Source organism: Marinobacter sp. (genome assembly GCF_041984545.1).
Taxonomy (GTDB): domain Bacteria; phylum Pseudomonadota; class Gammaproteobacteria; order Pseudomonadales; family Oleiphilaceae; genus Marinobacter.
Genome location: NZ_JBHIXV010000022.1, coordinates 37,024 through 59,958, shown reverse-complemented (window position 1 = coordinate 59,958; position 22,935 = coordinate 37,024). Strand labels below are relative to the sequence as shown.

At 65.9% G+C, this 22,935-nt stretch carries 13 protein-coding genes; 6 read left to right on the top strand and 7 right to left on the bottom strand.

Annotated elements, in window-relative coordinates:
• The 3 genes from ACFC20_RS11645 to ptsP are packed head-to-tail and all read right to left on the bottom strand — an operon-like array spanning nt 1 to nt 5,554.
• Complete coding sequence (locus ACFC20_RS11645; protein WP_375193153.1) at nt 1-1,761, bottom strand: PTS fructose-like transporter subunit IIB; 1,761 nt, start codon at nt 1,759-1,761, stop codon at nt 1-3.
• Nucleotides 1,758-2,723: a 1-phosphofructokinase gene (gene pfkB / locus ACFC20_RS11640; protein ID WP_375193152.1), complete on the bottom strand. Its 966-nt coding sequence runs from the start codon at nt 2,721-2,723 to the stop codon at nt 1,758-1,760. The genes ACFC20_RS11645 and pfkB overlap by 4 nt, the downstream gene beginning before the upstream one ends.
• A complete protein-coding gene (gene ptsP / locus ACFC20_RS11635; RefSeq protein ID WP_375193151.1) occupies nt 2,723-5,554 on the bottom strand; it encodes a phosphoenolpyruvate--protein phosphotransferase in 2,832 nt (943 codons plus the stop codon). The genes pfkB and ptsP overlap by 1 nt, the downstream gene beginning before the upstream one ends.
• 149 nt (nt 5,555-5,703) lie before the next feature.
• Here ptsP and cra point away from each other — a divergent pair, with 149 nt between their 5' ends.
• Nucleotides 5,704-6,738: a catabolite repressor/activator gene (gene cra / locus ACFC20_RS11630; RefSeq protein ID WP_375172430.1), complete on the top strand. Its 1,035-nt coding sequence runs from the start codon at nt 5,704-5,706 to the stop codon at nt 6,736-6,738.
• On the opposite strand, the gene ACFC20_RS11625 is transcribed toward cra, so the two are convergent.
• Together ACFC20_RS11625 and ACFC20_RS11620 are read right to left on the bottom strand one after the other, a co-directional pair.
• Nucleotides 6,659-8,950 carry a helicase C-terminal domain-containing protein gene (locus tag ACFC20_RS11625; RefSeq protein WP_375172432.1) on the bottom strand — a complete coding sequence of 764 codons (2,292 nt, stop codon included), beginning with the start codon at nt 8,948-8,950 and terminating at the stop codon, nt 6,659-6,661. The genes cra and ACFC20_RS11625 overlap by 80 nt on opposite strands.
• Nucleotides 8,951-8,952: 2 nt before the next feature.
• Complete coding sequence (locus tag ACFC20_RS11620; protein ID WP_375193150.1) at nt 8,953-10,662, bottom strand: VRR-NUC domain-containing protein; 1,710 nt, start codon at nt 10,660-10,662, stop codon at nt 8,953-8,955.
• Nucleotides 10,663-10,774: 112 nt separating this feature from the next.
• Between ACFC20_RS11620 and folM the strand changes: the two genes are divergently transcribed.
• Nucleotides 10,775-11,482 carry a dihydromonapterin reductase gene (gene folM / locus ACFC20_RS11615; protein WP_375172428.1) on the top strand — a complete coding sequence of 236 codons (708 nt, stop codon included), beginning with the start codon at nt 10,775-10,777 and terminating at the stop codon, nt 11,480-11,482.
• Between the two features lie 9 nt (nt 11,483-11,491).
• Here folM and ACFC20_RS11610 read toward each other — a convergent pair whose 3' ends face one another.
• Nucleotides 11,492-11,941 (bottom strand): DUF4864 domain-containing protein, encoded by a 450-nt coding sequence (locus tag ACFC20_RS11610; RefSeq protein WP_375172427.1) that lies wholly within the window; start codon nt 11,939-11,941, stop codon nt 11,492-11,494.
• Nucleotides 11,942-12,078: 137 nt separating this feature from the next.
• On the opposite strand from ACFC20_RS11610, the gene ACFC20_RS11605 reads away from it, so the two are divergent.
• Entirely contained in the window at nt 12,079-12,369 is a 291-nt protein-coding gene (locus ACFC20_RS11605; RefSeq protein ID WP_375172426.1) for a DUF6482 family protein, read from the top strand.
• A 33-nt stretch (nt 12,370-12,402) separates the two neighbouring features.
• On the opposite strand, the gene ACFC20_RS11600 is transcribed toward ACFC20_RS11605, so the two are convergent.
• A complete protein-coding gene (locus tag ACFC20_RS11600; protein WP_375172425.1) occupies nt 12,403-13,188 on the bottom strand; it encodes an SDR family NAD(P)-dependent oxidoreductase in 786 nt (261 codons plus the stop codon).
• 124 nt (nt 13,189-13,312) lie between these two features.
• On the opposite strand from ACFC20_RS11600, the gene recC reads away from it, so the two are divergent.
• The 3 genes from recC to recD are packed head-to-tail and all read left to right on the top strand — an operon-like array spanning nt 13,313 to nt 22,862.
• Nucleotides 13,313-16,906, top strand: coding sequence for an exodeoxyribonuclease V subunit gamma (gene recC, locus ACFC20_RS11595; protein WP_375172424.1), 3,594 nt, complete (start codon nt 13,313-13,315; stop codon nt 16,904-16,906).
• Nucleotides 16,903-20,631 carry an exodeoxyribonuclease V subunit beta gene (recB, locus tag ACFC20_RS11590; protein WP_375172423.1) on the top strand — a complete coding sequence of 1,243 codons (3,729 nt, stop codon included), beginning with the start codon at nt 16,903-16,905 and terminating at the stop codon, nt 20,629-20,631. The genes recC and recB overlap by 4 nt, the downstream gene beginning before the upstream one ends.
• The gene (recD, locus tag ACFC20_RS11585; RefSeq protein WP_375172422.1) at nt 20,628-22,862 is read left to right on the top strand and encodes an exodeoxyribonuclease V subunit alpha; all 2,235 of its coding nucleotides are present in this window, start codon (nt 20,628-20,630) and stop codon (nt 22,860-22,862) included. Before recB ends, recD begins: the two co-directional genes overlap by 4 nt.
• Nucleotides 22,863-22,935: the final 73 nt, after the last annotated feature.

Here is a 22,935-nt window from a genome sequence, read left to right as displayed (position 1 = left end):
TCATCCGGCTGCAGCCGCCACTTCCGCCTTGCCGGTTTTTACCAGCGCGTAGCCAAATCCGATCACCAGCGAGCCGACTGCAATCGCCAGCAGGTAGGGCAGGACCGCGCTCACCGCATTGGGAATGGCCAGCACAAACAGGCCGCCGTGGGGTGCCATCAGCTTGACGGCGAACAGCATCGACAGCGCGCCGGTGATGGCCCCGCCAATCATGCACACCGGAATTACCCGCAGGGGATCCTTGGCCATGAAGGGGATGGCGCCCTCGGATATGAAGCACAGGCCCAGCACAAACGACGCCCGACCAGCCTGGCGCTCGGCCTCGGCAAACTTGCGCCGGGCCACAAACGAGGCCACGCCCATGCCGATGGCCGGCACCATGCCTGCGGCCATGATCGCGGCCATGGGGGCTGAACCGCCACTGCCTTCCGACAGCAGCCCAACCCCGAAGGTGTAGGCGGCCTTGTTCACGGGCCCGCCCAGGTCGAAGCACATCATGGCACCGAGGATACCGCCGAGCAGGATGGCATTGGTGGTGCCCATGCTTTCCAGGAACGAGATGAGGGTGTCCATGATCGCCGCCATGGGCTCGCCGATCACGTAGATCATGCCAAGGCCGGTCACCAGGCTGGCCAGCAGGGGAATGATCAGGATGGGCTTGAGGGACTCGATGCTCTCGGGCATGGGCAGCTTCTGGCTGATAAAGCGGGCCACGTAACCTGCCAGGAAGCCGGCGGCAATGCCGCCCAGGAAACCGGCCCCGAGCTCACCGGCCAGGTAACCGCCAATCATGCCGGGCGCCAGGCCGGGCCGGTCGGCAATGGACCAGGCGATATAGCCCGCCAGCAGCGGAATCATCAGCTTGAAGGCAGTGCCGCCGCCGATCTGCATGAGCGCGGCCGCCAGGGTGCCTTCCTGCTGGAAGGCTTCAATACCAAACACGAACGACAGGGCAATCAGCAACCCGCCAGCCACCACCATGGGCAGCATGAACGACACGCCGGTCAGCAGGTGCTTGTAGGGCCCCCGCTTTTCGCCGCCGGCACTGCTGGCCGCCTTCTGCGGACCAGACTCAAGAACCTTCGCCTCGGCCAGGGCATCGCGGATGGTATCGGCGGGCTTTTTCAGGGCCGTACCGGTGGAGGTACGCCACACCCGCTTGCCGGCGAACCGGCCCGGGTCCACCTCAATATCACAGGCCAGAATGACCACGTCGGCGTTGGCGATCTCATCGCCGGTCAGGGGGTCCTGGGCACCCACCGAGCCCTGGGTTTCCACCCGGATCTGGTGGCCCTCCGATTCTGCCGCGGCGGTCAGTGCCTCGGCGGCCATGAAGGTGTGGGCAACACCGGTGGGGCAGGCGGTTACCGCGACGATGCGCTTGCCGGCCGAGGCACGGCTCTCCTCAGCGCCAGAGGAGGCCGGTGGCGCGCCGGCGCTGGCCGGATCCCAGGGCGCGGCTTCTGCCCTCGCCCGGTCGAGAATGGCGTCCGGATCCGGAAGCGCCGCCGTTACCGGCACCTGCAGGAGGGGTTTGCCGGCATAGGCATCGAGATTCACCGGCACGCCCAGCGCGGCGATGACCAGATCGGTATTCTCGATCGTGGCCGCATCGGGCAAGCTGTCCGCTTGTCCATCCGGCCCCCGGCTGTCGGTGGTTACCGACCAGCCACGCCGGTTCGCGGCCCGCTCCAGGGCCCGGGCGGCCAGAAAACGGGTTGCCACGCCCTGGGGGCAGGCAGTCACAATGATCAGGTTCATAACGGCATCTCTCCGGTCTTGTTGTCCTCGGGCCATGCCTGCACCCGGGTCTGTTGGAGAAGGGAAGAAAAGTCCGGCGCCCCGGGGTTTCCGACCCCGCTATGGCGCACACATTCAGCGGACAGGGCAGTGGCAAACGTCAATACTGCGGCATCGGGCTGGCCTGCGAGCACGCCGTGGAGCATGCCCGCCAGCAGGGTATCGCCGGCACACACGGTACTGACCGCCGGCACCGGCGGTACCCGGGATCGCAGACTGCCCCCGGGTGAGGACCACAGCACGCCGTCCGCGCCCATGGACACCACCACGCTGGCGATACCGCTGTCATGCAGACGGGCAACCGCGCTTGCCACAGAAGCCAGGTCCGTCAAAGGCTCGCCCAGCCATTCCGACAGTTCCTCAGTGTTGGGTTTAACGGCGAAAGGCCCCGCCTTGAGGCCGACCTTCAGGCCCTCGCCACTGGCGTCCAGCCATACGGGCTTGCCGGCATCCGCGGCCTGCCGAACCAGGCTTGCCACCACCGGCGCCGGCAGGCCCGCGGGCAGGCTGCCGGCAATCACCACCGCATCACAGGTTGTCAGTAACCGGGCCAACCGGTCTTGCAGGCGTTTCAGGGCGTCATCCGGCACGTGGAATCCGGGCCCGTTCAGGTCAGTCATCCGGCCGCCATTCTCGGCGATCTTGATGTTGATGCGGTTCTGGCCCGGGATACGCACAAACTGGTCACCCAGGCCCTCAACCTCGAACAGGCGCTCGAAGGGACCGGCATTGGCCTCGCCCAGCAGGCCGGACACCGTGACCGTATGGCCCAGGCTCGCCAGCACACGGGCCACGTTAATGCCCTTCCCGGCCGGCTCAAGCCGGGTGTTGCCGGTACGATTGACCTTCCCCGGAACCAGCACCGGGGTTTCGACACTCAGGTCCAGGGCCGGATTCAGGGTCACAGTAAGCACCTTGGCCATCACCAGGCCTCCAGGGCGTCACGCACCTCGGACGCAGTTGCCAGGGACAGGGCGGCCTCGGCCTGGCGACGGGCATTTTCAAGGCTGAGGCCTCGAATACAGGCCTTCACCAGGGGCACCCGGCGACTGGTCACCGACAGTTCGTCCACCTCCAGGCCCACCAGTACCGGAATGGCCTGGGGGTCCGAGGCCAGCTCGCCGCACACCCCAACCCAGCGATCATGGGCATGGGCCGCCTCCACGGTCATCCGGATCAGCCGCAGCACCGAGGGGTGCAGACCGTCCGATTCCGCCGACAGCTGGCCGTGGCCACGGTCGATGGCCAGGGTGTACTGGGTCAGATCGTTGGTGCCAACCGAGAAGAAGTCCACTTCCGGCGCCAGGGTGGAAGCCAGCAGGGCACAGGAAGGCACTTCGATCATCACGCCCACCTGGACATCACTGGCCCTTACTTCCGCCTGCACCCTGGAGACGATGGCCCGGGCTGCACGGAACTCCTCCACATCCTTCACCATGGGGAACATGATACGAAGGGGCCGGTCGCCGGCGGCGGTCAGCAGGGCCCGAACCTGGGTTTCCAGGATGTCCGGGCGGGTCAGCGAGAGCCGGATACCCCGCATGCCCAGGAACGGGTTGTCTTCCTGAGGCAGCGGCCAGTAATCCAGGGGTTTGTCACCACCTACATCCAGGGTGCGCGCCACCAGCGGCAGGCCGTTCAACGCATCGAACGCCTGTTGGTATTCCCGGACCTGGGTGGCCGAATCGGGCGCTTCCGGGTGGGCCATGAAAATGAACTCGGTACGCAGCAGGCCAACGCCATCGGCGCCGCGGTCCACGGCGTCCGGCGTGTGGGCGGTATTGCCCAGGTTGGCGCAGACCTCGATGGTGTGGCCATCTCGTGTGGTGGCCGGCTGGTGCCGGTTTTCATGTGCTTCTGCCTGCAGGGATTCCAGTTGCTGCAAACGCCGCCGGATCTTCTCGCATCGCTCGGCACCGGGGTTCGGCACCAGGCAGCCGCGTTCACCGTCCACCACCAGATTGGCACCCTCGGGGATGGTCAGTATGCGCTCCCCGGCACCCACCACCGCCGGCAAACCCAGGGCCCGTGCCAGGATGGCGCTGTGGGAGGTGGCGCCGCCCCGGGTAGTGACCAGGCCTCGCACCCGGGTTGTGTCCAGCCGGGCCACGTCCGACGGCCCGAGATCATCGGCCACCAGAATATAAGGGGTGTCCGGGGGCGTGGGCATGGCAACACCGCAGAGATTCGCCAGCACCCGGCGGCCGACATCCCGAAGGTCCGCGGCCCGTTCCGCCAGCAGGCGATCGGCCAGGGCTTCCTGGGCCCGGGCAGCGGTATCGATGGCCTGCCACCAGCCGGCCTCCGCGGAGCTGCCTTCATTGATCGCTTCCAGCGCCGCCTGATACAGGTCCTCGTCCTGCAGCATTTCCACGTGCACTGAGAGAATCGGTGCGGCTTCCCCGCCTTCCGCCTGTCGGATCAGCCTGCGCAGCTGGCCGTCCGAGTCGTCCAGGGCCCGGTTCAGGCGCTGAATCTCGTGCTCGCTGTCGGCTGCGGATGCCGGGTATTCCAATACTGGCTGGCGCATGACAAAAGCCGGCGCCAGCGCCAGGCCCGGCGAGGCCGCCACGGCTTTCACTGGCTGGTCATCAGCCAGGGGTTCAGCGGGTTGGGGTTTCGGCTCGGAGGACGGCCGCTCGGCCTGACGCAGGGGCGACACCGTTTCGCCAAGGCCTTCCTCAATGGCCCGGGTCAGGGCCTGGATGGCCGTTTCGGCCTCGTCGCCGGTGGCCGACAGCAGGAGCGTCTGGCCCCGGCGAGCGCCCAGGCCGATCACCCGGGTGAGGCTGGTGGCCGATACGGCACTGCCGTCGCCTTCCAGCAGCCGAATCCGGATGGCGGCATTGTGGCGACGCGCCTCCTGGACCAGCTGTTTGGCCGGCCGGGCATGCAAACCGTGGGTATTGAGCAGGGTCACCCTGGCGGTGACCGCATCGGCCGCTTCGCCGGAGAGTCTGGCCAGCACGGCGTCGGCGCTGAGACCTTCGATCGGCTCGCCGCTGGCCAGGAAATAGTCGATGCGATCAAGCAGGTCGTGGCATTCGTCACCGGGGCCGGCCAGGCAGAACACCCCTCGCAGCTCAGAAGTGGTGCGCTTCGGAGTCGCCAGCGACAGGGTCGGACGCCGGGCGCCAACGGTATGGTGGGTCAGCCAGAAACCCTGGCCCAGTTCCACCGGGGGCTGGCCAATGATGCTGGCCAGGAAGTCGGTGTCCACACAGTGCAGACTTTGCAGTCGCGCCGCCGCCACCAGGGCCAGCTCGTTCGGGGTGGTTGCGTCAACGCCCAGGCACAGGGTCTCGCTGTCGCACTTGGCCACTGCGGGGGCTTTTGACAGCAATGCCACCAGCTCCTCGGCATCCGTGGCCCGGGCAAGCTTGTCCGCAAGGCCGGGCTTGTCCAGCACGCGGGTGAGGTGGCGGAGAATCTCCAGGTGTTCATCTGACTGGGCGGCAATGGCCACCAGCACGTGAACGCGGGCGCCATCGTGCCAGGTGACGCCATCCGGGAACTGCAGCAGCCGGATACCGGTGGCCAGCACCGCCTCGCGGCTCTGGGGCGTGCCGTGGGGAATGGCGATGCCGTTGCCCAGTACCGTGGAGGATTGCTGTTCCCGGGCCATCATGCCGTCCCGGTAAGCGGTGGCGGTGCGGCCGGCCTGTTCAAGGTCCTGAGCCGCCTGGATCAGGGCATCCTGCCAGTCTGTGGCCCTGGCACCCAGTCGAACGTCGTTGGCAGTGAGCGTCAGCATGTGCGTGCCTCGCTTTTTGTTCTGGTTGCGCGTTCCGTTCTGGTAGCGCGTCGTCGTTTTTGTTTGCTGAATCGTGTCAGCATGCTTAAAATCGATCATGAAACAGATATGATCAGAAATCAAGCAATCTTTGAGGGGAGCGGTTCACCATGACGCTTGCGGAACTGGCCCGACTGGCCGGCGTATCCCGAACCACCGCCAGCTACGTGCTAAACGGCCAGGGGCCGGCCCGGCGCATCAAACCGGAAACCATCGACAAGGTGCTGGCAGTGGCACAGGCCCATGACTTCCAGGTGGATACCCAGGCCGCGGCCCTTCGGGGTGGGGCCAGCCGCACGCTTGGCTTCATCCTTCCGGATCTGGAAAACACCAGCTACGCCCGGCTGGCCAAGCTGCTCGAGCAGGGTGCCCGGGCCAAGGGTTATCAGTTGCTGATTGCCGGCTCCGACGACAATCCCGCCACCGAGAAAGCCCTTGCGAAAGCCCTGAAAGCCCGGCGCTGCGATGCCCTGATCGTGGCTAGCGCGCTGGCGCCGGACGACCCCTTCTACCCACAATTACAAAAGGCCGGATTGCCGGTGGTGGCGGTGGATCGGGCCCAGTCACCCGACCAGTTGCACTGCGTGCTCAGCGACAACCGCGCGGCGGCCCACGAACTGACCCGCTCGGTTCTGGCGCCTGGCACCGCCCGCATCGCCTGGCTGGATGCCGTACCGGAACTGGCGATGACCCGGGACCGGCGGGCAGGTTTTCAGGCCGCCGCTGGCGAGGCCGGGGTCTCCACGCTCATCGAGAGCGGCTCCCATTACGACCGGGATTCCGGTGCCGCCATGATGCGGCGGATTCTTCGCGAAGACGGGCTGCCGGACGCACTGGTCACCGCCTCGTACACGCTGCTTCAGGGGGTACTGGACGTGTTGCTCGAGCTTCCGGGAGGGCTACCGGAGCAGCTACGCCTGGCCACCTTCGGCGATGACCGGCTGCTGGATTTCCTGCCGGTTTCGGTCAATTCCCTGCCCCAGGACCACGAAGCCATCGCCCGGGCGACCCTTGATCAGGCCATGGCGGCGCTGGTGCCCGGAACCCCGTGCAAAACGGTCACCATCAACCGTTCGCTGAAGACTCGCCCGAGAGCGGCGGGCCCGCGGGCTCCGCAAACCACCAACGGGGCAGCAGCCGACTGACACCGGGCTGCAGGAAGCGGTCGTCAATCAGCCAGATCACGCCCCGGTCCTCCGGTGTCCGGATGACCCGGCCTGCCGCCTGGGCCACTTTCTGCAATCCTGGAACCTGGTAGGTGTAGTCGTAGCCAGCCTGGAAACGCTGTTCCAGGCGAACCTTCAGCCGCTCGTGCCAGGCATCGAAGGGTGGCAGACCGAGGGTGGCCACAAAGGCGCCGATCAACTGGTTACCGGGCAGATCAATGCCCTCGCTGAACACCCCGCCCAGCACTGCAAACGCCACCGCGCCCGCCGGCTCCCGGAATCCGGCCAGAAACTCGCTCCGCTGCTGTACCGACATGCCCGGCTGCTGGGAGCGCTGGGGCACGTCCGGCGCCTGCCGGGCCAGTGCTTCACTGACCAGCCGGGCGTACTGAAAGCTGCTGAAGAACGCCAGGTAATGCCCGGGCCGTTCGCGGAACTGGCGGGCAATCAGCTCTGCAATCGGTACCAGCGATGCCTCCCGGTGAACCTGGCGGGTACTGATGCCGGGCGTGAACTGTACCTGTAGCTGGTCGGCGTTGAACGGACTGGGCAGTGCGGCAAAGCGGGCATGGTCCGGCAAGCCCAGCAGGTCCCGGTAATACACCCCGGGGCTCAGGGTGGCGGAGAACAACAGCACCGAATGCGCGGCCTCGAACCGCTCCCGCAGGAAATCGGCCGGAATCAGATTCTGGATACTTACGCTGGCGCGGCCCCGGCCAGCACGCTGGAACTCACACAGGGAGTGGTCACCGAAGGTGTCCGCCAGTTTCATGAAAGCCACGCTTTCGAACAGCAGCTCCTGCAGGGCCAGATCGGGCGGATGTTCCGCCAGGTAATCGGTGAGACTGGAAACCAGACCCTGGAGAGCACCGATCAGCGGCCCCGGCAAGGTATCCAGGAACACCGGCGCGTCCTGTTCGTTCCCGTGGTCGCGAATCAGGCTTTGCCAGGCCCGGGCGGTACGATCCAGCGCCGATTTCAGCACCTTCGGCGCGGATTTGCGCAACCGCAACAACCGTTGTTGGTCCAGCCGTACCGAATACATGCCCCGGCCGCGGTCCACCAGGTTGTGGGCCTCGTCCACGAGCACGCCAGCCTTCCAGTGGTTCTGGCGAAGCAGGCCATGGAGCAGGGCGGATTGATCGAACAGCCGGTTCACATCACCGATCACCAGATCGCTCCAGCGGGCCATTTCCTGGGCCAGAAAATAGGGGCAGATGTCGTGGCCGGCGGCAATCCTCGCCAGCGCGGCCTGGTCCAGAACGCCCCGGGTCTGTGCCGCCTCGGCGCGGGCATCCGGCAGCCGATCGAAGAAGCCTTTTGCCAGCGGGCAGGATTCGCCATGGCAGGCCTTGTCCGGGTGCTCACAGGCGTCGTCCCTGGATACAAGCTCCAGGGTCCTCAACGGCCAGGCCGGACTATCCTGGGCATCATGCAAACGGGCCACGGCGTCCCGGGCCAGCTGACGGGCGGTGTTGCGGCAGGTCAGGTAGAACAGCCGGTCCTGGCCGGTGGTCGGCATCGCCTTCAGGGCCGGGAACAGGGTACCCAGGGTCTTGCCCAGGCCAGTGGGCGCCTCCAGCAGCAGCGTGCCGGATCGCACCGTGTTCTTGTACACCGTTTCCGCCAGCCGCCGTTGCACCGGGCGAAACGTCGGGAATGGGAAAGTCAGGCCGGCCAGCAGCCCGTTACGCTGCTCGCGGTGGTGTTCCTCCTGTTCAGCCCAGGCCCGATAGCGCCCGCACAGGTTTTCCAGCTCCTGCCAGAGTTCACCCGCCGTGGCGGTTTCCACCACGGTGGTTTCCCGGTCCTTACCGGTGTCGTAATAGATCAGTGCCAGCTCCACGCTGGCTCGTTGCTCCTGCCGGCACAAGAGCGCGCCGTAGGCCCGCAACTGAGCCCGGTGAAGCGCCCGCTGGTGCTCGCGGATGCGGGAGAGGTCGCCCCGGTGGGTCTTGATCTCTTCAAGCCGACCCGCGTGCGGGTGGTAACCATCCGCTCGCCCGGAAAGCCTCAACCCCAGGCATTCACCGGTCAGCGGGTACTCACTCTGAAAGCCGTAGCCACGCCGGGACTGGATGGACTGATGGCCGGCGATGCCCTCCTCGGCAGTGGGTGCGGGCGTGTACCTGAAATCCAGGTCGCCCTGGCGGGCCGCGAACTCACACAGTGTTCGGACCGCGACCTTGATGGTCATCCGGCCTCCTCGCCGGTCTGCCAGCGCACGTAGCAGACGCTGGCGGGCATCCCCTCCCGGGCGAAGAACTCGAGCCAGCGCACCTGGTGGTCCTGCAGCCGGTCGCCCGGGCCTTTCACCTCGATCAGTTCGTAGCGCTTCTGGCCATCGTTGCGGTTGGGGAAAAAGCGGATCAGATCGGGCAGGCCGCTGCGGTGCTCGCGGATGTTGCGCAGCAGGCGCCGGAACAGTTTCTCAAGGTCGTCGGCCGGCAGGCAGTCCAGCGACACCTCCAGAAGGTCTTCGGTGAGCACCGGCCAGACTACGAACGGGTTGCTGATGCCGTACTTGGCCCGGTAATGATCGAGGATACGCTGCCGGTAGCTGCCATCCTGCAGATAGCCGAAGGCCTGCTCGAGGGCAAGGCGCCGCCGGCTGACGAAATCTTCCCGGGTCAGATCCGCCGGCCCGACATGGAAGGGATGGAAGAAAGCCCCGGGCACCGGCGCGAAGATCGTTGGCCAGCACAACAGACCAAACAACCCGTTGATCAGGGTGTTCTCCACGTAGTAGGCGGGTGCATCGGGCCGCGACAGGTGCTGCTGGACGGCGTGCTCCACCGAGCCCGCCTCGGGTTTTGGCAAGGTGAGAACGGTTTCGCCAATGGTGGGCGAGGCGGCCGTTACCGGCGTGGGTTCGCCAACCTTCGGGGCCAGCCGCCGGAGGATTCGACCGAGCCCCTGGACTTCGGCGTCGCTCAGCTCCTGTGCGTCCCAGGCGGTGGCGACCTCCCAGGCCTGAGCGAACCGTTTCATCCGCTCCAGCAGGCGCAGCTGCTTCAGCCGGGCCTCCCGGTGGCTGCTGGCAGAAAAGGCCTCCAGGGCCAGTTCCCGATCACCCTGGCGCTCGGCCTGGCGGCCCAGCTCCAGCAGCAGCCGGTCGCGGCGGCTGGACAGCCAGGCGTTATCGTAAGGGGGCGGCACCTCTGGCCACACCTCCCGGGCGGGCAGGCCCTCATCCAGCCATTCACGGCACTGATGCATGGCCAGGTACAGGTCCACTTCCGCCCGGTGCTGGAACGCCCGGGATTCCGGTGTAAAGGGGACGGTTTCATAGCGCTGATGACCCAGCTCCACGAGCACGAAATCCGACCAGCTCTGGCGCAGATTGCCGAAAAACATCAGGCGGACGCGATCGAACAGGGCCATGGTGTTCAGCTTCACAACGCCTGGCCGACCCGCACCCAGCCAGTCTTCAATGGACCGCGCATCGGGAAACCGGGCGCGTAACGTCTCACGCATCTGGGCTTTGGGGAGGGAGGGAGGCGCGCCGGCGCCCTTGAGGGTGTCGGCGAAAACAGGGCGCAGTTCCGCCAGGGTGAACAGCCTGAACAGGTCATCCAGGCTCACCGACGGTTCGGCGTCCAGCCAGCCGGTGCCGGCCAGCTCGGCCAGCGCCTGCGACGCCGGCGCGCCAAGCTCCGGGTAATGCAGCTTGTCGGTGCGGAACAATTCACCCGAGCGCATCACCATCCGGGTCAACAGGGCCCGGGCCGGCACCGTCAATCGGGCAAAGTCCGCCAGCCGGTCACCTTCCTCCGGGGTGAGCAGGTCCGGGTGATGACGGTACACCCAGCCCACCACGGTCTCCATGTTCTCGAGGTAGTACAGCGGATTGTTCAGATCTGCGGTACCGGGTTTCGCCTTGACAACGCTCAGTGCTGCCATTGATTCAGCCATGAAAAAGTTGGATTTGGGAGAAGATGTTGGAAAGTTCCACTGACCCGCAATGGCGGAAACAACGTAGTGCGTATGATTGCTTCAACAGTGGAAACATAACATGACCGCCCCCATCCTGATCACTGGTGCCGGCCAGAGAATTGGCCTGGCCTACGCCAAAGCCTGCCTGTCCCGCAACCAGCCTGTAATTGCCACCTATCGCTCGCACCGGCCGGGAATCGACGAACTACGGCAAGCCGGCGCCTGCTGCATACAGGCGGACTTTGGCACCAACGAGGGCATCGACCGGTTTATCGAGACACTCCGGAGTGAGACCGACCACTTGCGAGCCATCATCCACAATGCCTCCGACTGGCTCCCGGAAAATCCCGACCAGCCACCAGAAGCCGTGATGAGCGCCATGATGCAGATCCACGCCATGGCGCCCTACCGCATCAACCTGGCCTGCCGGGATCTGCTTGAGAGGGGGGATTCGACCACCGATATCATTCACATGACCGACTACGTTGTGGAGAAGGGCAGCGCCAAACACATTGCCTACGCGGCGAGCAAGGCGGCGCTGACCAACCTCACGCTGTCGTTTACGCGGCTGCTGGCGCCCAGGGTGAAGGTGAACAGCCTGGCCCCCTCGCTGATCATCTTCAACGAGGACGACAGCGCCGAATACCGGGAAAAAACCCTGAAAAAATCCCTGATGGGCATCGAACCGGGCACCCGGGTGGCCGTAAACACCATCCAGTTCCTGCTGGACAACCCTTACATTACCGGCCGCACGCTGCCGCTGGACGGGGGCCGGCATCTGGCCTGAAGCCCGGGTTCAGATACCCAGCTCGGCGGGGTGCAACCGCACCCCCGCAACTTTCCAGTCGCCCTCGCTCATCACCATCCGGTAGTAGGCATCCCAGCGCTTGCCATCGGGGCCCTGCAAACGCACCACCTGAATTTCGAAGGCGCCGTGGGGCACCCTTTCGGTGAACTCGATGGCCGTGGCCTGGTGCACCGCCGGGTAGGCCTCCCGTACCATGGCGACGAAGACATCAGACGAACCGAAACGTCGTTTGACACCTTCGGAGGCAAAGGCCCAGGCCTGTTCACAATCATCGTTGGCAAACGCCTCGATCTGCCGGAGGATGGTTTCCTGGATGTCCGCGTCTTTGTCCGCGCCATCGGCCTGAACACCGGCCGCCCAGACCAGTGCCGAGGCGAAAACCGCCACCAGCAGCCTTAGGGCCGGTGGGATCCCGGCCCGCTCCTGTTCGTATCTCATAGCACCACCTCGTGGTTGCTCGTTAACGGATCAATACGACCTGCCCTGGATGCCTCCCTTTTCTGATCATTATATGACCTGTTTGCCAGGATCTGCCGTACTGGTATTTACGACAACAAACCTGCGGGAGACTTCCCATGCATATGGATACCGGCGAGCTGAGATCCCACAAACACGACCGCATTTCCCTGCTGGAAATTGTCTCCATGGAGGGTCGTTATTACATGGCGCGGTTTTACCTGGACGGTCAGGGCTACGTGCTCACCGACGCCTACGACAAGCCGGTGATGTTTTCCGGCGCCTGCGCAGTGAGGGACTATTTCCACGATTACCAGGTGGATCAGACCGAGGTGATTCCGCCCACCGGCACCGATGAGATGATCGGCATGCCGGAGAGCGGTTCGGAAACCATGCGGGTGCCGCTCTAACCTGCAGCGGGTTGATGAGGCCTCCGGGCCCCGTTAACTGGCTGCGAACGACAGCGAGTCCACCAGATCCCGGCCATTGAAGACCGCTCCATGGAAATCGCTGTCGGGCACCTGCCTGAGGGTGAATACCAGAGCGCTGGCCGCCTGCTCCGCGGTGAGGCATTCGCCGGCGTCAAGCCGACCCGCCAGCCAACGGCCATGGGGCAGGTCGAGGCTTTCCGCCTTGGCGATGTGCTTCCGGATGCCCGGTGTGTCCACCAACCCCGGTTGGAACAGACTGACCACCGGGCCGTCCGCCATGGAGTCGAATTCCACCGCCATCTGGCGCACCAGCCGGCGCAGGGCCATCTTGCTGATACCATAGCTGCCCGTACCAGGCTGGGCCTGTTTGTCCATGCCCGCGCCGATCATCACGATGCGCGACGCCACATCGCCACCACGCATCAGCGGCAGCAGCTGCTGGCAAAGCAACAGGGGCGCCGAGACATTCACCGCCAGCGCTTCCTGGAAATCAATCAGTTCCAGGCTGGCGAAATCCGGCGCCGGCTCGCCAATGCCGGCGCAGTACACGAAGGCATCGAGGCGTTCGACCACATCACCGATCCTGGCCGCCAATTCCCGTGTGCTGCCCGGATCGGAGAGATCGGCAGGCAGGATCTCACACCGGCTTTCAGGCGATTGCTCCCGGATCGTTTCCGCCACCTGGCTCAGCCGGCTCTTGTCGCGACCGGATAACAGGAGGTTATGTCCCTGTTGCCCCAGCTCCAGGGCCAGGGCCCGGCCGATGCCGGAGCTCGCCCCGGTAATCAGTGTCCACATTGCGCTGTCTCCTCGGTTGCCTGGGTGTTCGCTTGTTGGCATCGATGTTCGGTTATCGGCATCTGAGGTCACATACGGTAACCTTTGGGATCAGGATTGAACCGACTCCCAGACAAGGAAACCCATGGCCACGCCATCCGCCATTGAACCGGGCTTTCACGCCATCCACGCCAACCATCTGGAGGACCTGCGCCGGGCCGTGGTGTACATCTGCCGGCAGAACCCCATGCCGCCGCTGCAGAGCGAGACCTTCCTGGTGCAGAGTAATGGCATTGCCCAGTGGCTGAAGCTGGCACTGGCGGAGAAGCGCACTGAGGAAGGCATGGACGGCGGACTGGGCATTGCTGCCGGCATGGATTTCCTGTTCCCTGCGCGGTTTATCTGGCAGGCCTACCGGGCGGTGCTGCCCGACGGCGAGGTGCCGGAGCAGTCTCCTTTCGACAAAGCCCGCCTGGTGTGGCGGCTGTACCGCCTGCTTCCCGCGCTGGTGGGGCAGGACGATGCGTTCACACCCCTGGCGCGCTTCCTTGACGGCAGCGACACCGACCTGCGCAATTTCCAGCTGGCTGAAAAGGTGGCGGACCTGTTCGACCAGTACCAGGTGTTCCGGGCCGACTGGCTGGCCGCCTGGGAGCAGGGCAAGGATGTGGTGATCAGCGCCCGGGGGGAGGAAAAGCCGCTGGAGGCCGAGACCCGCTGGCAGCCGCTGCTCTGGCGCACCCTGGTGCAGGATGTCGGCGCCGAGGCCCACACCAGCCGCTCGCAGATCCACACCCGATTCACGGAACAGGGCCAGCGCCTGAGCCAGCCGGCCAATCCGGGGAGGCTGCCCGGGCGCATCGTGGTGTTCGGGGTGTCGTCCCTGCCCCGGCAGGCGCTGGAGGCTCTTTATGTGCTCAGCCGGTTCAGCCAGGTGGTGCTGTGCGTTCACAACCCCTGCCAGTACTACTGGGCAGATATCATCAGCGACCGGGAACTGCTCAAGGCCGAACGCAAGCGGGGCGCGGCGCATCCGGTGCTTGCCACCATTGACGATCCGGATCAGCTGCACCAGCACGCCAACCCGCTGCTGGCCGCCTGGGGCAAACAGGGCCGGGACTACATCCGCCTGCTCGATGAGTTCGACAACCCGGACGAGTACCGCGCCAGCTTCCAGACCCCCGGCCAGAAGATCGACATCTTCACCGACCACGGGCACCCCGACGAGCCCCGGCTGCTGCACCAGCTGCAGAACGATATCCATAACCTGACGCCGCTGCAGGAGATCCGCGACCAGCAGCGCACTGTGGATCTCGCCGCCGACCACTCCCTGGTATTCCACGACGCCCATAGCCCCCAGCGGGAGGTGGAGATACTGCACGACCAGCTGCTCGCTGCCTTCAACGCAGACCCAACGCTGCGGCCCCGGGATGTGATCGTGATGGTGCCGGACATCAACGTCTACGCGCCCCACATCCAGGCGGTATTTGGCCGCTATGCCCCCGGGCGCAGGCGCCACATTCCGTTCACCATTTCCGACCAGGGCCAGCGCCACCACGAGCCGGTACTGATTGCCCTGGAAACCCTGATGTCGCTGCCCCGCAGCCGCTTCGGCGTGAGCGAGATCCTGAGCCTGCTGGAAGTGCCCGGCATCCGCGACCGCTTTGACATTCGCGAGGACGAGATTCCCCTGGCCCGGCGCTGGGTGGAAGGGGCCAACATCCGCTGGGGGCTGCACGGCCAGCACCGGGCAAGCCTGGACCTGCCGGCCGAACTGGAGCGCAACACCTGGCAGGCGGGCCTGCGCTCGATGCTGCTGGGCTACGGCATGGGCGACGACGAGCCCTGGGCCGGCGTCGAGCCCTACGGCGAGATCGGTGGTCTGCAGGCCAGCCTGGCCGGACGGCTGGCGGACTTTGTACACCAGCTGGAAACTCTGTGGCAGGCGCTGCAGAGCCAGCGCACACCGGCGGACTGGGAAGCGCTGTTTTCCAACATGCTGGTTGGTTTTTTTGACAAGGTGGAAGGCCAGGACCTGCTGTTGCTGAACCGCTTCCGGCGCCAGCTCGAACAGTGGCTGGACGACGCCCTGGCCGCCGGCCTTGGCGAGCAGGCGCTGCCCTTGAACATCGTCAAGGACGTTCTGCTGCAGGGACTGGACGAAGGCGGCCTGAACCAGCGCTTCCTCGCCGGCAAGGTGAACTTCGCCACGCTGATGCCGATGCGGGCGATTCCCTTCCGCCGGGTGTGTCTGCTGGGCATGAACGATGGCGACTACCCCCGCTCCCGGCCGCCAGTGGATTTCGACCTGATGGCCCGGGACTACCGGCCGGGGGACCGCTCCCGCCGGGAGGACGACCGCTACCTGTTCCTGGAAGCCCTGCTGTCGGCCCGGGAACAGCTGTACGTCAGCTGGGTGGGGCGCAGCATCCGGGACGATTCCGAACGGCCACCGTCGGTGCTCGTGGGCCAGTTGCACGATCATCTGGACAGCTTATGGGCGGTGGACGGGCAGCCTGACCAGAACGTCACCCGGGCGCTGACCACCCGGCACCCGCTGCAACCCTTCAGCCGGGATTATTTCCCGAAAGCGAATGGCTCCGGCGAGGGCGCAGAAGCTCAGCCCCGGCCGCTAATCGAGGTGCTGGAAGCCCGGCGCCTGTTCACCTTCGAGCGGGAATGGCGCAGCGCCCATGGTGTCGACACGGCCGAGCAGTCGCACCAGCCGTTGCCCTATGTTGCGCCGGAGGAGCCCATCAGCCTGAGCGACCTGGCCAACTTCCTGAAACGGCCCATCGAGACCTTCTACCAGCGTCGGCTGCAGGTGCGGTTCGAGGCGGTGGAAGACGAGGACACCGACAACGAGAACTTCGACCTGAACGGCCTGGACCGCTGGCGCCTGGACAACGAGCTGATCCAGGAAGGCGTGGTGAAGGCGGCCAGCGAGGAGGAGCTGCACGAACGGCTGGAACTGACTCTGGACCGAATGGCCAGGCGCGGGGACCTGGGCATGGGCGTGACCGAGCACCGGCTGCGGACCGAGCTGGCGGGCCGGCTGCCGAACCTGTTCGAGCGTTATCGCAGGGCGCTTGCCGACTGGCCAGAAGCGGTGGCTGAACCCCTGCCGTTCGAGCTTCGCCACGAAAGCGATCTCGGCTCGGTGGAGGTGGTCGATCTGATTGACAACCTGCGCTGCAACCCGCAAGGGCAACTGTGCCGGCTGGTGATCGCCGGCTCCAGCCTGCTGAGCAGCGCCGGCAACGGCAAGAAAGTGCGCTACGCCAACCTGCTTCGGGACTGGCTGATTCACCTGGCCGGCCAGCTCGGCGGGCAGCCCTTCGAGACGGTGATCCTGGGCAAGGAGGAAGACCGCAGATTCCACTTCCCGGCCATGACGCCGGAGCAGTCCAGGGCGCCGTTCCACGCCATTCTTGCGCGCTGGATGGAGGCCACCACCCGCGCCCTGCCGCTGCACTGCGAGGCGGGCTTTGCCTGGGTCACCAGCTATTACGGCGGCAAGAAGTACCTGGGCGACCACGAACGGGCCATCAGCGAGGCGGAAACGGCCTACCTGACCGCCCTTGAACGGGACACCGGCTACCTGCGCGGCAGCTTTGACAGCCCCGAGGCACTGATGGCCAGTGGCGAATTCGAGGCCCTGCTGCACCAGCTCTATGTGCCCCTGTGGGAAGCCGAGCAGGGCAAATCGGCGGCCGAGCAGATCGGGAGCGTGGCATGACCAATCAGACCCCCGACCGCAACCCGAACCTGGACCCGCTGGCACTGCCCCTGCACGGCAGCGCCCTGATCGAGGCCAGCGCGGGCACCGGCAAAACCTTCACCATCGCCATCCTGTACGTGCGCCTGGTGCTAGGTCATGGCCAGCCCGACGACAGCCCCCTGCAGAACCTGCTGCCGCCCAACCTGCTGGTGGTGACCTTCACCGACGCCGCCACCAAGGAGCTGCGGGACCGCATCCGCACCCGGCTGACCCAGGCCGCCGAGGTGTTCTCCGACGGCCCGGACGACCCGAACCCACCGGCCGAAACCAGACTGATCTACGACCTGCGGAACCAGAGCTACCCGGACCGGGCCAGCTGGCCCGACTGCCGCAAGAAACTGCTGCTGGCCGCCGAGTGGATGGACGAGGCGGCGGTGTCCACCATCCACGGCTGGTGCAATCGCATGCTCAGCGAGCACGCGTTCGACAGCGGCAGCCTCTTCAAACTGACCCTGGAAACCGACCAGAGCGAGCTGCTGGACGAGGTGACCCGGGATTACTGGCGCACCTTTGTGTACCCGCTGCCCCCGGCGCTGATGGACGAAGCCCTCGGGCACTGGCAAACGCCGGCGGACCTGCGCAAGGCCGTGCGCAACCTGATCGACGATCCGCATGCCCTGGGAACGCCACCGGAGAGCGTGCATCAGGCCATTGGTCAGGTGGTGGATCAGCGCCTGGCCCGGTCCGCCGAGCTGAGGGCCCACCCCTGGGCCGCCTGGCGCGACGAGGTGCTGCCGCTGTTGGACGACCTGCAGAAGGCCAAACGCCTGCACGGGGGCAGCAAGAAGTCCATGCTGACGGCCTGGGATGCCCTGACCGCCTGGGCCGACTCCGGGGACCTGCTGCCTGCAGATCTCGACAAGGCCGGCTTCAGGAACCAGACGCCGGAGGGGCTGGACAACATTCTCAAAGGTGAGGACCCGGCCCCCCGGCACCCGGCATTCGACGCCATCGGGGCCATCCTGGCGTTCAGCCGGAACCCACCCAGCGCCAAATCCGACATCCTGCGCCACGCCAGCCACTGGATCGCCAATCGGCTGGACGCGGAAAAACAGCAACGTTCGGAAATGGGTTTCGACGATCTGCTCACCCGCCTGGACGACGCCCTCCACGGCCCCAGGGGCGACCAGCTGGCCGCCACCATCCGCCGCCAGTTCCCGGTGGCACTGATCGACGAGTTCCAGGACACAGACCCGGTGCAGTACCGCATCTTCAACCGGATCTATCAGGTAGAGCAAAACCGCCCGGACACCTGCCTGCTGATGATCGGTGACCCCAAGCAGGCCATCTACGGCTTCCGGGGCGCGGACATCTACACCTACCTGCAGGCGCGGCTCGGCGTGCAGGACCGTACCTGGACGCTGGGCACCAACTACCGCTCGGCCAGGCCCATGGTCGCTGCCGTTAACCGGGTGTTCGAGCACAGCGACCGGCACAGCCCCCAGGGCGCGTTCCTGTTTGGCCAGGGCGACACCACGCCGCTGCCGTTCCAGGGGGTGGACGCCAACGGCACCAAACGCCTGTGGTCGGTGCAGGGGGAGGTTCAGCCCAGCCTGGTGTTCTGGACCCACGAGTCCGGGGACACCGGCAAGGAGGGCAGCCCGAAAAGCCTCGCCAAGGGCACCGCCACCGCCGACCTGGCCGAAACCTGCGCCAGCGAGATCGCCAGGCTGCTCACCCTCGGCCAGGCGAACCAGGCCGGCTTTGCCCTGTCGGAGAACCCGGCGGATCTGGAGCCGGTGCAGCCGAAAGACATCGCGGTACTGGTGAACAACCGAAACGAGGCCGCGGCGGTACGCGATGCCCTGGGTCGCCGGCGCATCAAGAGCGTGTACCTGTCGGACCGGGATTCGGTGCTTACCTCGCCGGAGGCGGCGGAGCTCCTGTGCTGGCTGCAGGCCTTCGCCGAACCCCGCCAGCTGTCGCTGATTCGCGCCGCCCTGGCCACGCCGACGCTGGTCCAGAGCTGGCAGGCCCTGGACCGGCTGCTGACCGACGAAAACGTGCTGGAGCGGGAGATCGCCCGCTTCCAGGGCTACCAGGCCCAGTGGCAAAGCCAGGGCGTGCTGCCCATGCTGCGCACCTTCCTCATGGATTTCGAGGTGCCCGGCCGCCTGCTGCAACGGCCAGACGGTGAGCGAAGACTCACCGACATCCTGCACATCGCAGAGCTGCTGCAGCAGGACAGCCTGCAGCTGGACGGGGAACACGCGCTGGTGCACCACTTCACCCAGATCCTGCGGGCGGCCGACGAAGAAGACGAACACCGCACCCTGCGCCTGGAAAGCGACGCCGGACTGGTAAAGGTAATCACCGTGCACAAATCCAAGGGCCTGGAATACCCGCTGGTGTTCCTGCCCTTCGGCACCGCGTACCGGGCAGAGAACCCGAAACAGGCCTACGTGCGCTACCACAATGAACAGGGTCGCCTGGTGACCGTGTTTGATCCCACCCCCGAAGACATTGCCCGAGCCGACCAGGAACGTCTGGGCGAGGACATCCGCAAACTCTACGTGGCCCTGACCCGCGCCCGGTTCGCCACCTGGGTGGGTGCCGCTGCCCTGGACAACTGGCACCAGAGCGGCCTGGGTTACGCCATTTCGGGCAGTCCGGAACAGGGGCTGGCGGGCGCCCTGGCACCCCTGGCCCAAGGGCGCCCGGAAATTGCGGTGTTGCCACTGCCAGAACCCGAGGACCGGGTGTACATCGAGACGGCACCCGAGGCGCTGGGGCCGGCCCTGGTATCAACGCGCGAAGCGAAGGAAGACTGGTGGATTGCCAGCTACTCCAGCATTGAGTACACCGGTCTGTCCGGCAGCGGCATCGGGTTCACCGGCGAGGTGGAAGACGCCCAGACCCAGAACCTGCTGGAGGAAAGCGCTCAGGACAACGCAGACGCCGACGAGCCCTCCAGCCCGGTCGCCGCCCGCGATCACCATCAATTCCCGAAAGGCGCAGGCCCCGGCACGTTTCTTCACGAGCTGCTGGAATGGTGCACCGCCCAGGGTTTCCAGCGGGTACTGGACCAGCCGGCGCTGCTTCACGATCAACTGGCCCGCCGCTGCGGCACCCGTGGCTGGAGCGAGTGGGTGGAGCCCCTGCGCCAATGGCTGCTGGCGCTGATCCGCCAGCCGTTACCCCTGGGAAGCGACGGCCAGCGCTCCGCCAGCCTGGCGCAACTGACCAGCCTGCGCCCGGAGCTGGAATTCTGGTTCGAAAGCCGCAATGTGGACATTCCGACACTGGACCGGCTGGTCACAAAGCATACCCTGAACGGCGCCGACCGCCCGCAAGCCGAGACCGGTCGGTTCAACGGCATGCTCAAGGGCTTTATCGACCTGGTGTTTGAACACGAGGGCCAGTACTACGTGCTCGACTACAAATCCAACACCCTGGGCGAGGACGACGACGCCTACACCCGCCAGGCCATGGGCGACGCCATCCTGGCCAAGCGCTACGACCTGCAGTACGTGCTTTACCTGCTGGCCCTGCACCGGCTGTTGAAAGCCCGGCTGCCCGACTATGACTACGACCGCCACATCGGCGGCGCGGTCTACCTGTTCCTGCGGGGGGTGAATTCCGCAAGCCACGGGGCCTTCACCGACAAACCGCCAAGAGCACTGATGGAGCAGCTGGATGCGCTGTTCGATGGCGAGCTGACCGAAGGGGAGGTGGCCGCATGAGCCGGACCCGCAACAGTGAGAATCAGTTCGCCCTCGACCTGGGTGACGGCGCGCCCGACCGGCCCGGCGCTGTGGATAACGTTGAGCGACTGGCCAGCCTTGTAGAGACCGAGGCCCTTCTGGACCAGTGGCAGCAGGCCGGCTGGATTCGCCCCCTGGATGTGGGCTTTGCCCGGCTGATCCGGCAACTGGGCGAAGAGCAGGGCGAGAGCCCGCAGCCCCTGGTGCTGTTGCTGGCCGCGCTCACCTCCCACCAGGTGGGCCGGGGCCACGTGTGCGTAGACCTCAAGCACCTGCTGGCGGATGCCGGCAACACCCTGGCGTTGCCGCCGGAAGAGCCGGCCCGGCCGGCGCTGACCGACACCGAGGCCGCGGCACTGCAGAGCCTGCACCCCCAGGATCTGCTGGCCCGGGTGCAACTGGCCGACTGCCTCGCCGCGCTCCATACATCAGCGGCCGTGAGCGACGGGGCGGTGCCGGCACCCCTCGTGCTGAACGATACTCGGCTGTACCTGCGCCGGTTCTGGCGTTACGAACAACGCATTGCCGAGGGTATCCGGCAGCGGCTGGCGTTGACCTCGGCGCTGGCAGACCCGGACGCGTTGCCCGCACAGACCCTGTCCCGGGCGCTGGCCACTCTGTTTCCGTCGAAAGAGCCCGTGGACTACCAGAAGCTGGCCTGTGCCCTGGCCGCCCGCAACGGCTTTGCAGTGATCACCGGCGGCCCCGGCACCGGCAAGACCACCACCGTGGTCAATCTGCTGGCGGCGCTGCAGGCTGTGGCCGGCGCCGACCCGGGGCGAGCAGGGCGCAAATACCGCATCCGCCTGGCGGCTCCCACCGGCAAAGCCGCGGCCCGCCTGAACGAATCCATCGGCGGGGCGGTGCAACGGTTGCCGCTGGCGGAACTGCCCGGCGCCGTGCAACTGGACGATATCCCGACCAGGGTCACGACCCTGCATCGACTGCTGGGCAGTCGGCCGGACACCCGTCAGTTCCGTCATCACCGGGACAATCCGCTGCTGGTGGATATCCTGGTCATTGATGAAGCCTCCATGGTGGATGTCGATCTGATGGCCTCGGTGTTCGACGCCCTGCCCGCCAGTGCCCGGCTGATTCTGCTGGGTGACAAGGATCAGCTGGCCTCGGTGGACGCCGGCGCCGTGCTCGGGGAGCTGTGCCAACGCGCCTTCGACGCCCACTACACCCCGGAAACCGCCCACTGGCTCGGTGCCATCACTGGCGCCCAGGTGCCACCCAACCTTGTGGATGGCCGCGGCCAGGCTCTGGACCAGGCCGTAGCGATGCTGCGCAAGAGCTATCGCTTTGGCGAGGACAGCGGGATCCGCCAGCTTGCCGAAGCGGTCAACACCAGCGCGTTGACCGGTACCATGCTGGCCAGAATAAGGGATTCTGAATTTGACGATGTGGTCTGGCTGAATGGCCAGGGGCCAACGTCGGATCCGGAGCAGACGCTCGAGCAGATCTGCAACCATGCCATCGGCGGCAGCCCGGAGCGCTTCCGCAACAGAGGGCAGGGCCGGGTTGTGAATGGACAGGCGCTGCCGCCGCCCGTGGGCTATCGCCACTATCTTGAGGTGATGGCCAACGCAGGATTGACGGCAGACAGCCCCCGGGAGGCCTGGGATACCCACGCCGCGGCCGTACTGGACGCTTTCAGCGATTTCCAGGTTCTATGCGCGCTGCGTCGCGGCCCCTGGGGAGTGGAAGGCCTGAATCAGCGCATCGCCCAGCAGCTCATGGCGGAAAAGCTGATCGACAAAACCGAAGGCTGGTACTCCGGCCGCCCGGTACTGATCACCGGCAACGACTACAACCTGGGCCTGATGAACGGCGATATCGGCATTACCTTCCGGGTACCCTGGGACACCACCGACGACGGCCAGCCAAAAGACACCCTGCGAGTCGCCTTCCCCAGCGCCGATGCCGAGGGCGGTATCCGCTGGATATCCCCCAGCCGCCTGCAACAGCTGGAAACCGTGTACGCCATGACGGTGCACAAGTCCCAGGGATCGGAGTTCAACCACACCTGCCTGGTGCTGCCGGATCGCCTCAGCCCGGTACTCACCAAGGAACTGGTGTACACCGGCATCACCCGGGCCAGGAACTGGTTCAGTCTGATTACTGGCGATACCCAGGTGTTCAAAGACAGTGTGGAGCAACAGGTCGTGCGGGCTTCGGGGCTGGCGCTTCGGCTAGCGGAGTTCTAGCCCCGGGCTCCGGCGGGGGAGGCCTTTCCAAAACACGCTGTGGATACCTCCCTGTACGCTCTGCTCCGCCATC

Coding starts and splice junctions, on each gene's coding strand:
- ACFC20_RS11645 (WP_375193153.1), bottom strand. CDS start 1,761: ATGAACCTGATCATTGTGACTGCCTGCCCCCAGGGCGTGGCAACCCGT.
- pfkB (WP_375193152.1), bottom strand. CDS start 2,723: ATGGCCAAGGTGCTTACTGTGACCCTGAATCCGGCCCTGGACCTGAGT.
- ptsP (WP_375193151.1), bottom strand. CDS start 5,554: ATGCTGACGCTCACTGCCAACGACGTTCGACTGGGTGCCAGGGCCACA.
- cra (WP_375172430.1), top strand. CDS start 5,704: ATGACGCTTGCGGAACTGGCCCGACTGGCCGGCGTATCCCGAACCACC.
- ACFC20_RS11620 (WP_375193150.1), bottom strand. CDS start 10,662: ATGGCAGCACTGAGCGTTGTCAAGGCGAAACCCGGTACCGCAGATCTG.
- folM (WP_375172428.1), top strand. CDS start 10,775: ATGACCGCCCCCATCCTGATCACTGGTGCCGGCCAGAGAATTGGCCTG.
- ACFC20_RS11610 (WP_375172427.1), bottom strand. CDS start 11,941: ATGAGATACGAACAGGAGCGGGCCGGGATCCCACCGGCCCTAAGGCTG.
- ACFC20_RS11605 (WP_375172426.1), top strand. CDS start 12,079: ATGCATATGGATACCGGCGAGCTGAGATCCCACAAACACGACCGCATT.
- ACFC20_RS11600 (WP_375172425.1), bottom strand. CDS start 13,188: ATGTGGACACTGATTACCGGGGCGAGCTCCGGCATCGGCCGGGCCCTG.
- recC (WP_375172424.1), top strand. CDS start 13,313: ATGGCCACGCCATCCGCCATTGAACCGGGCTTTCACGCCATCCACGCC.
- recB (WP_375172423.1), top strand. CDS start 16,903: ATGACCAATCAGACCCCCGACCGCAACCCGAACCTGGACCCGCTGGCA.
- recD (WP_375172422.1), top strand. CDS start 20,628: ATGAGCCGGACCCGCAACAGTGAGAATCAGTTCGCCCTCGACCTGGGT.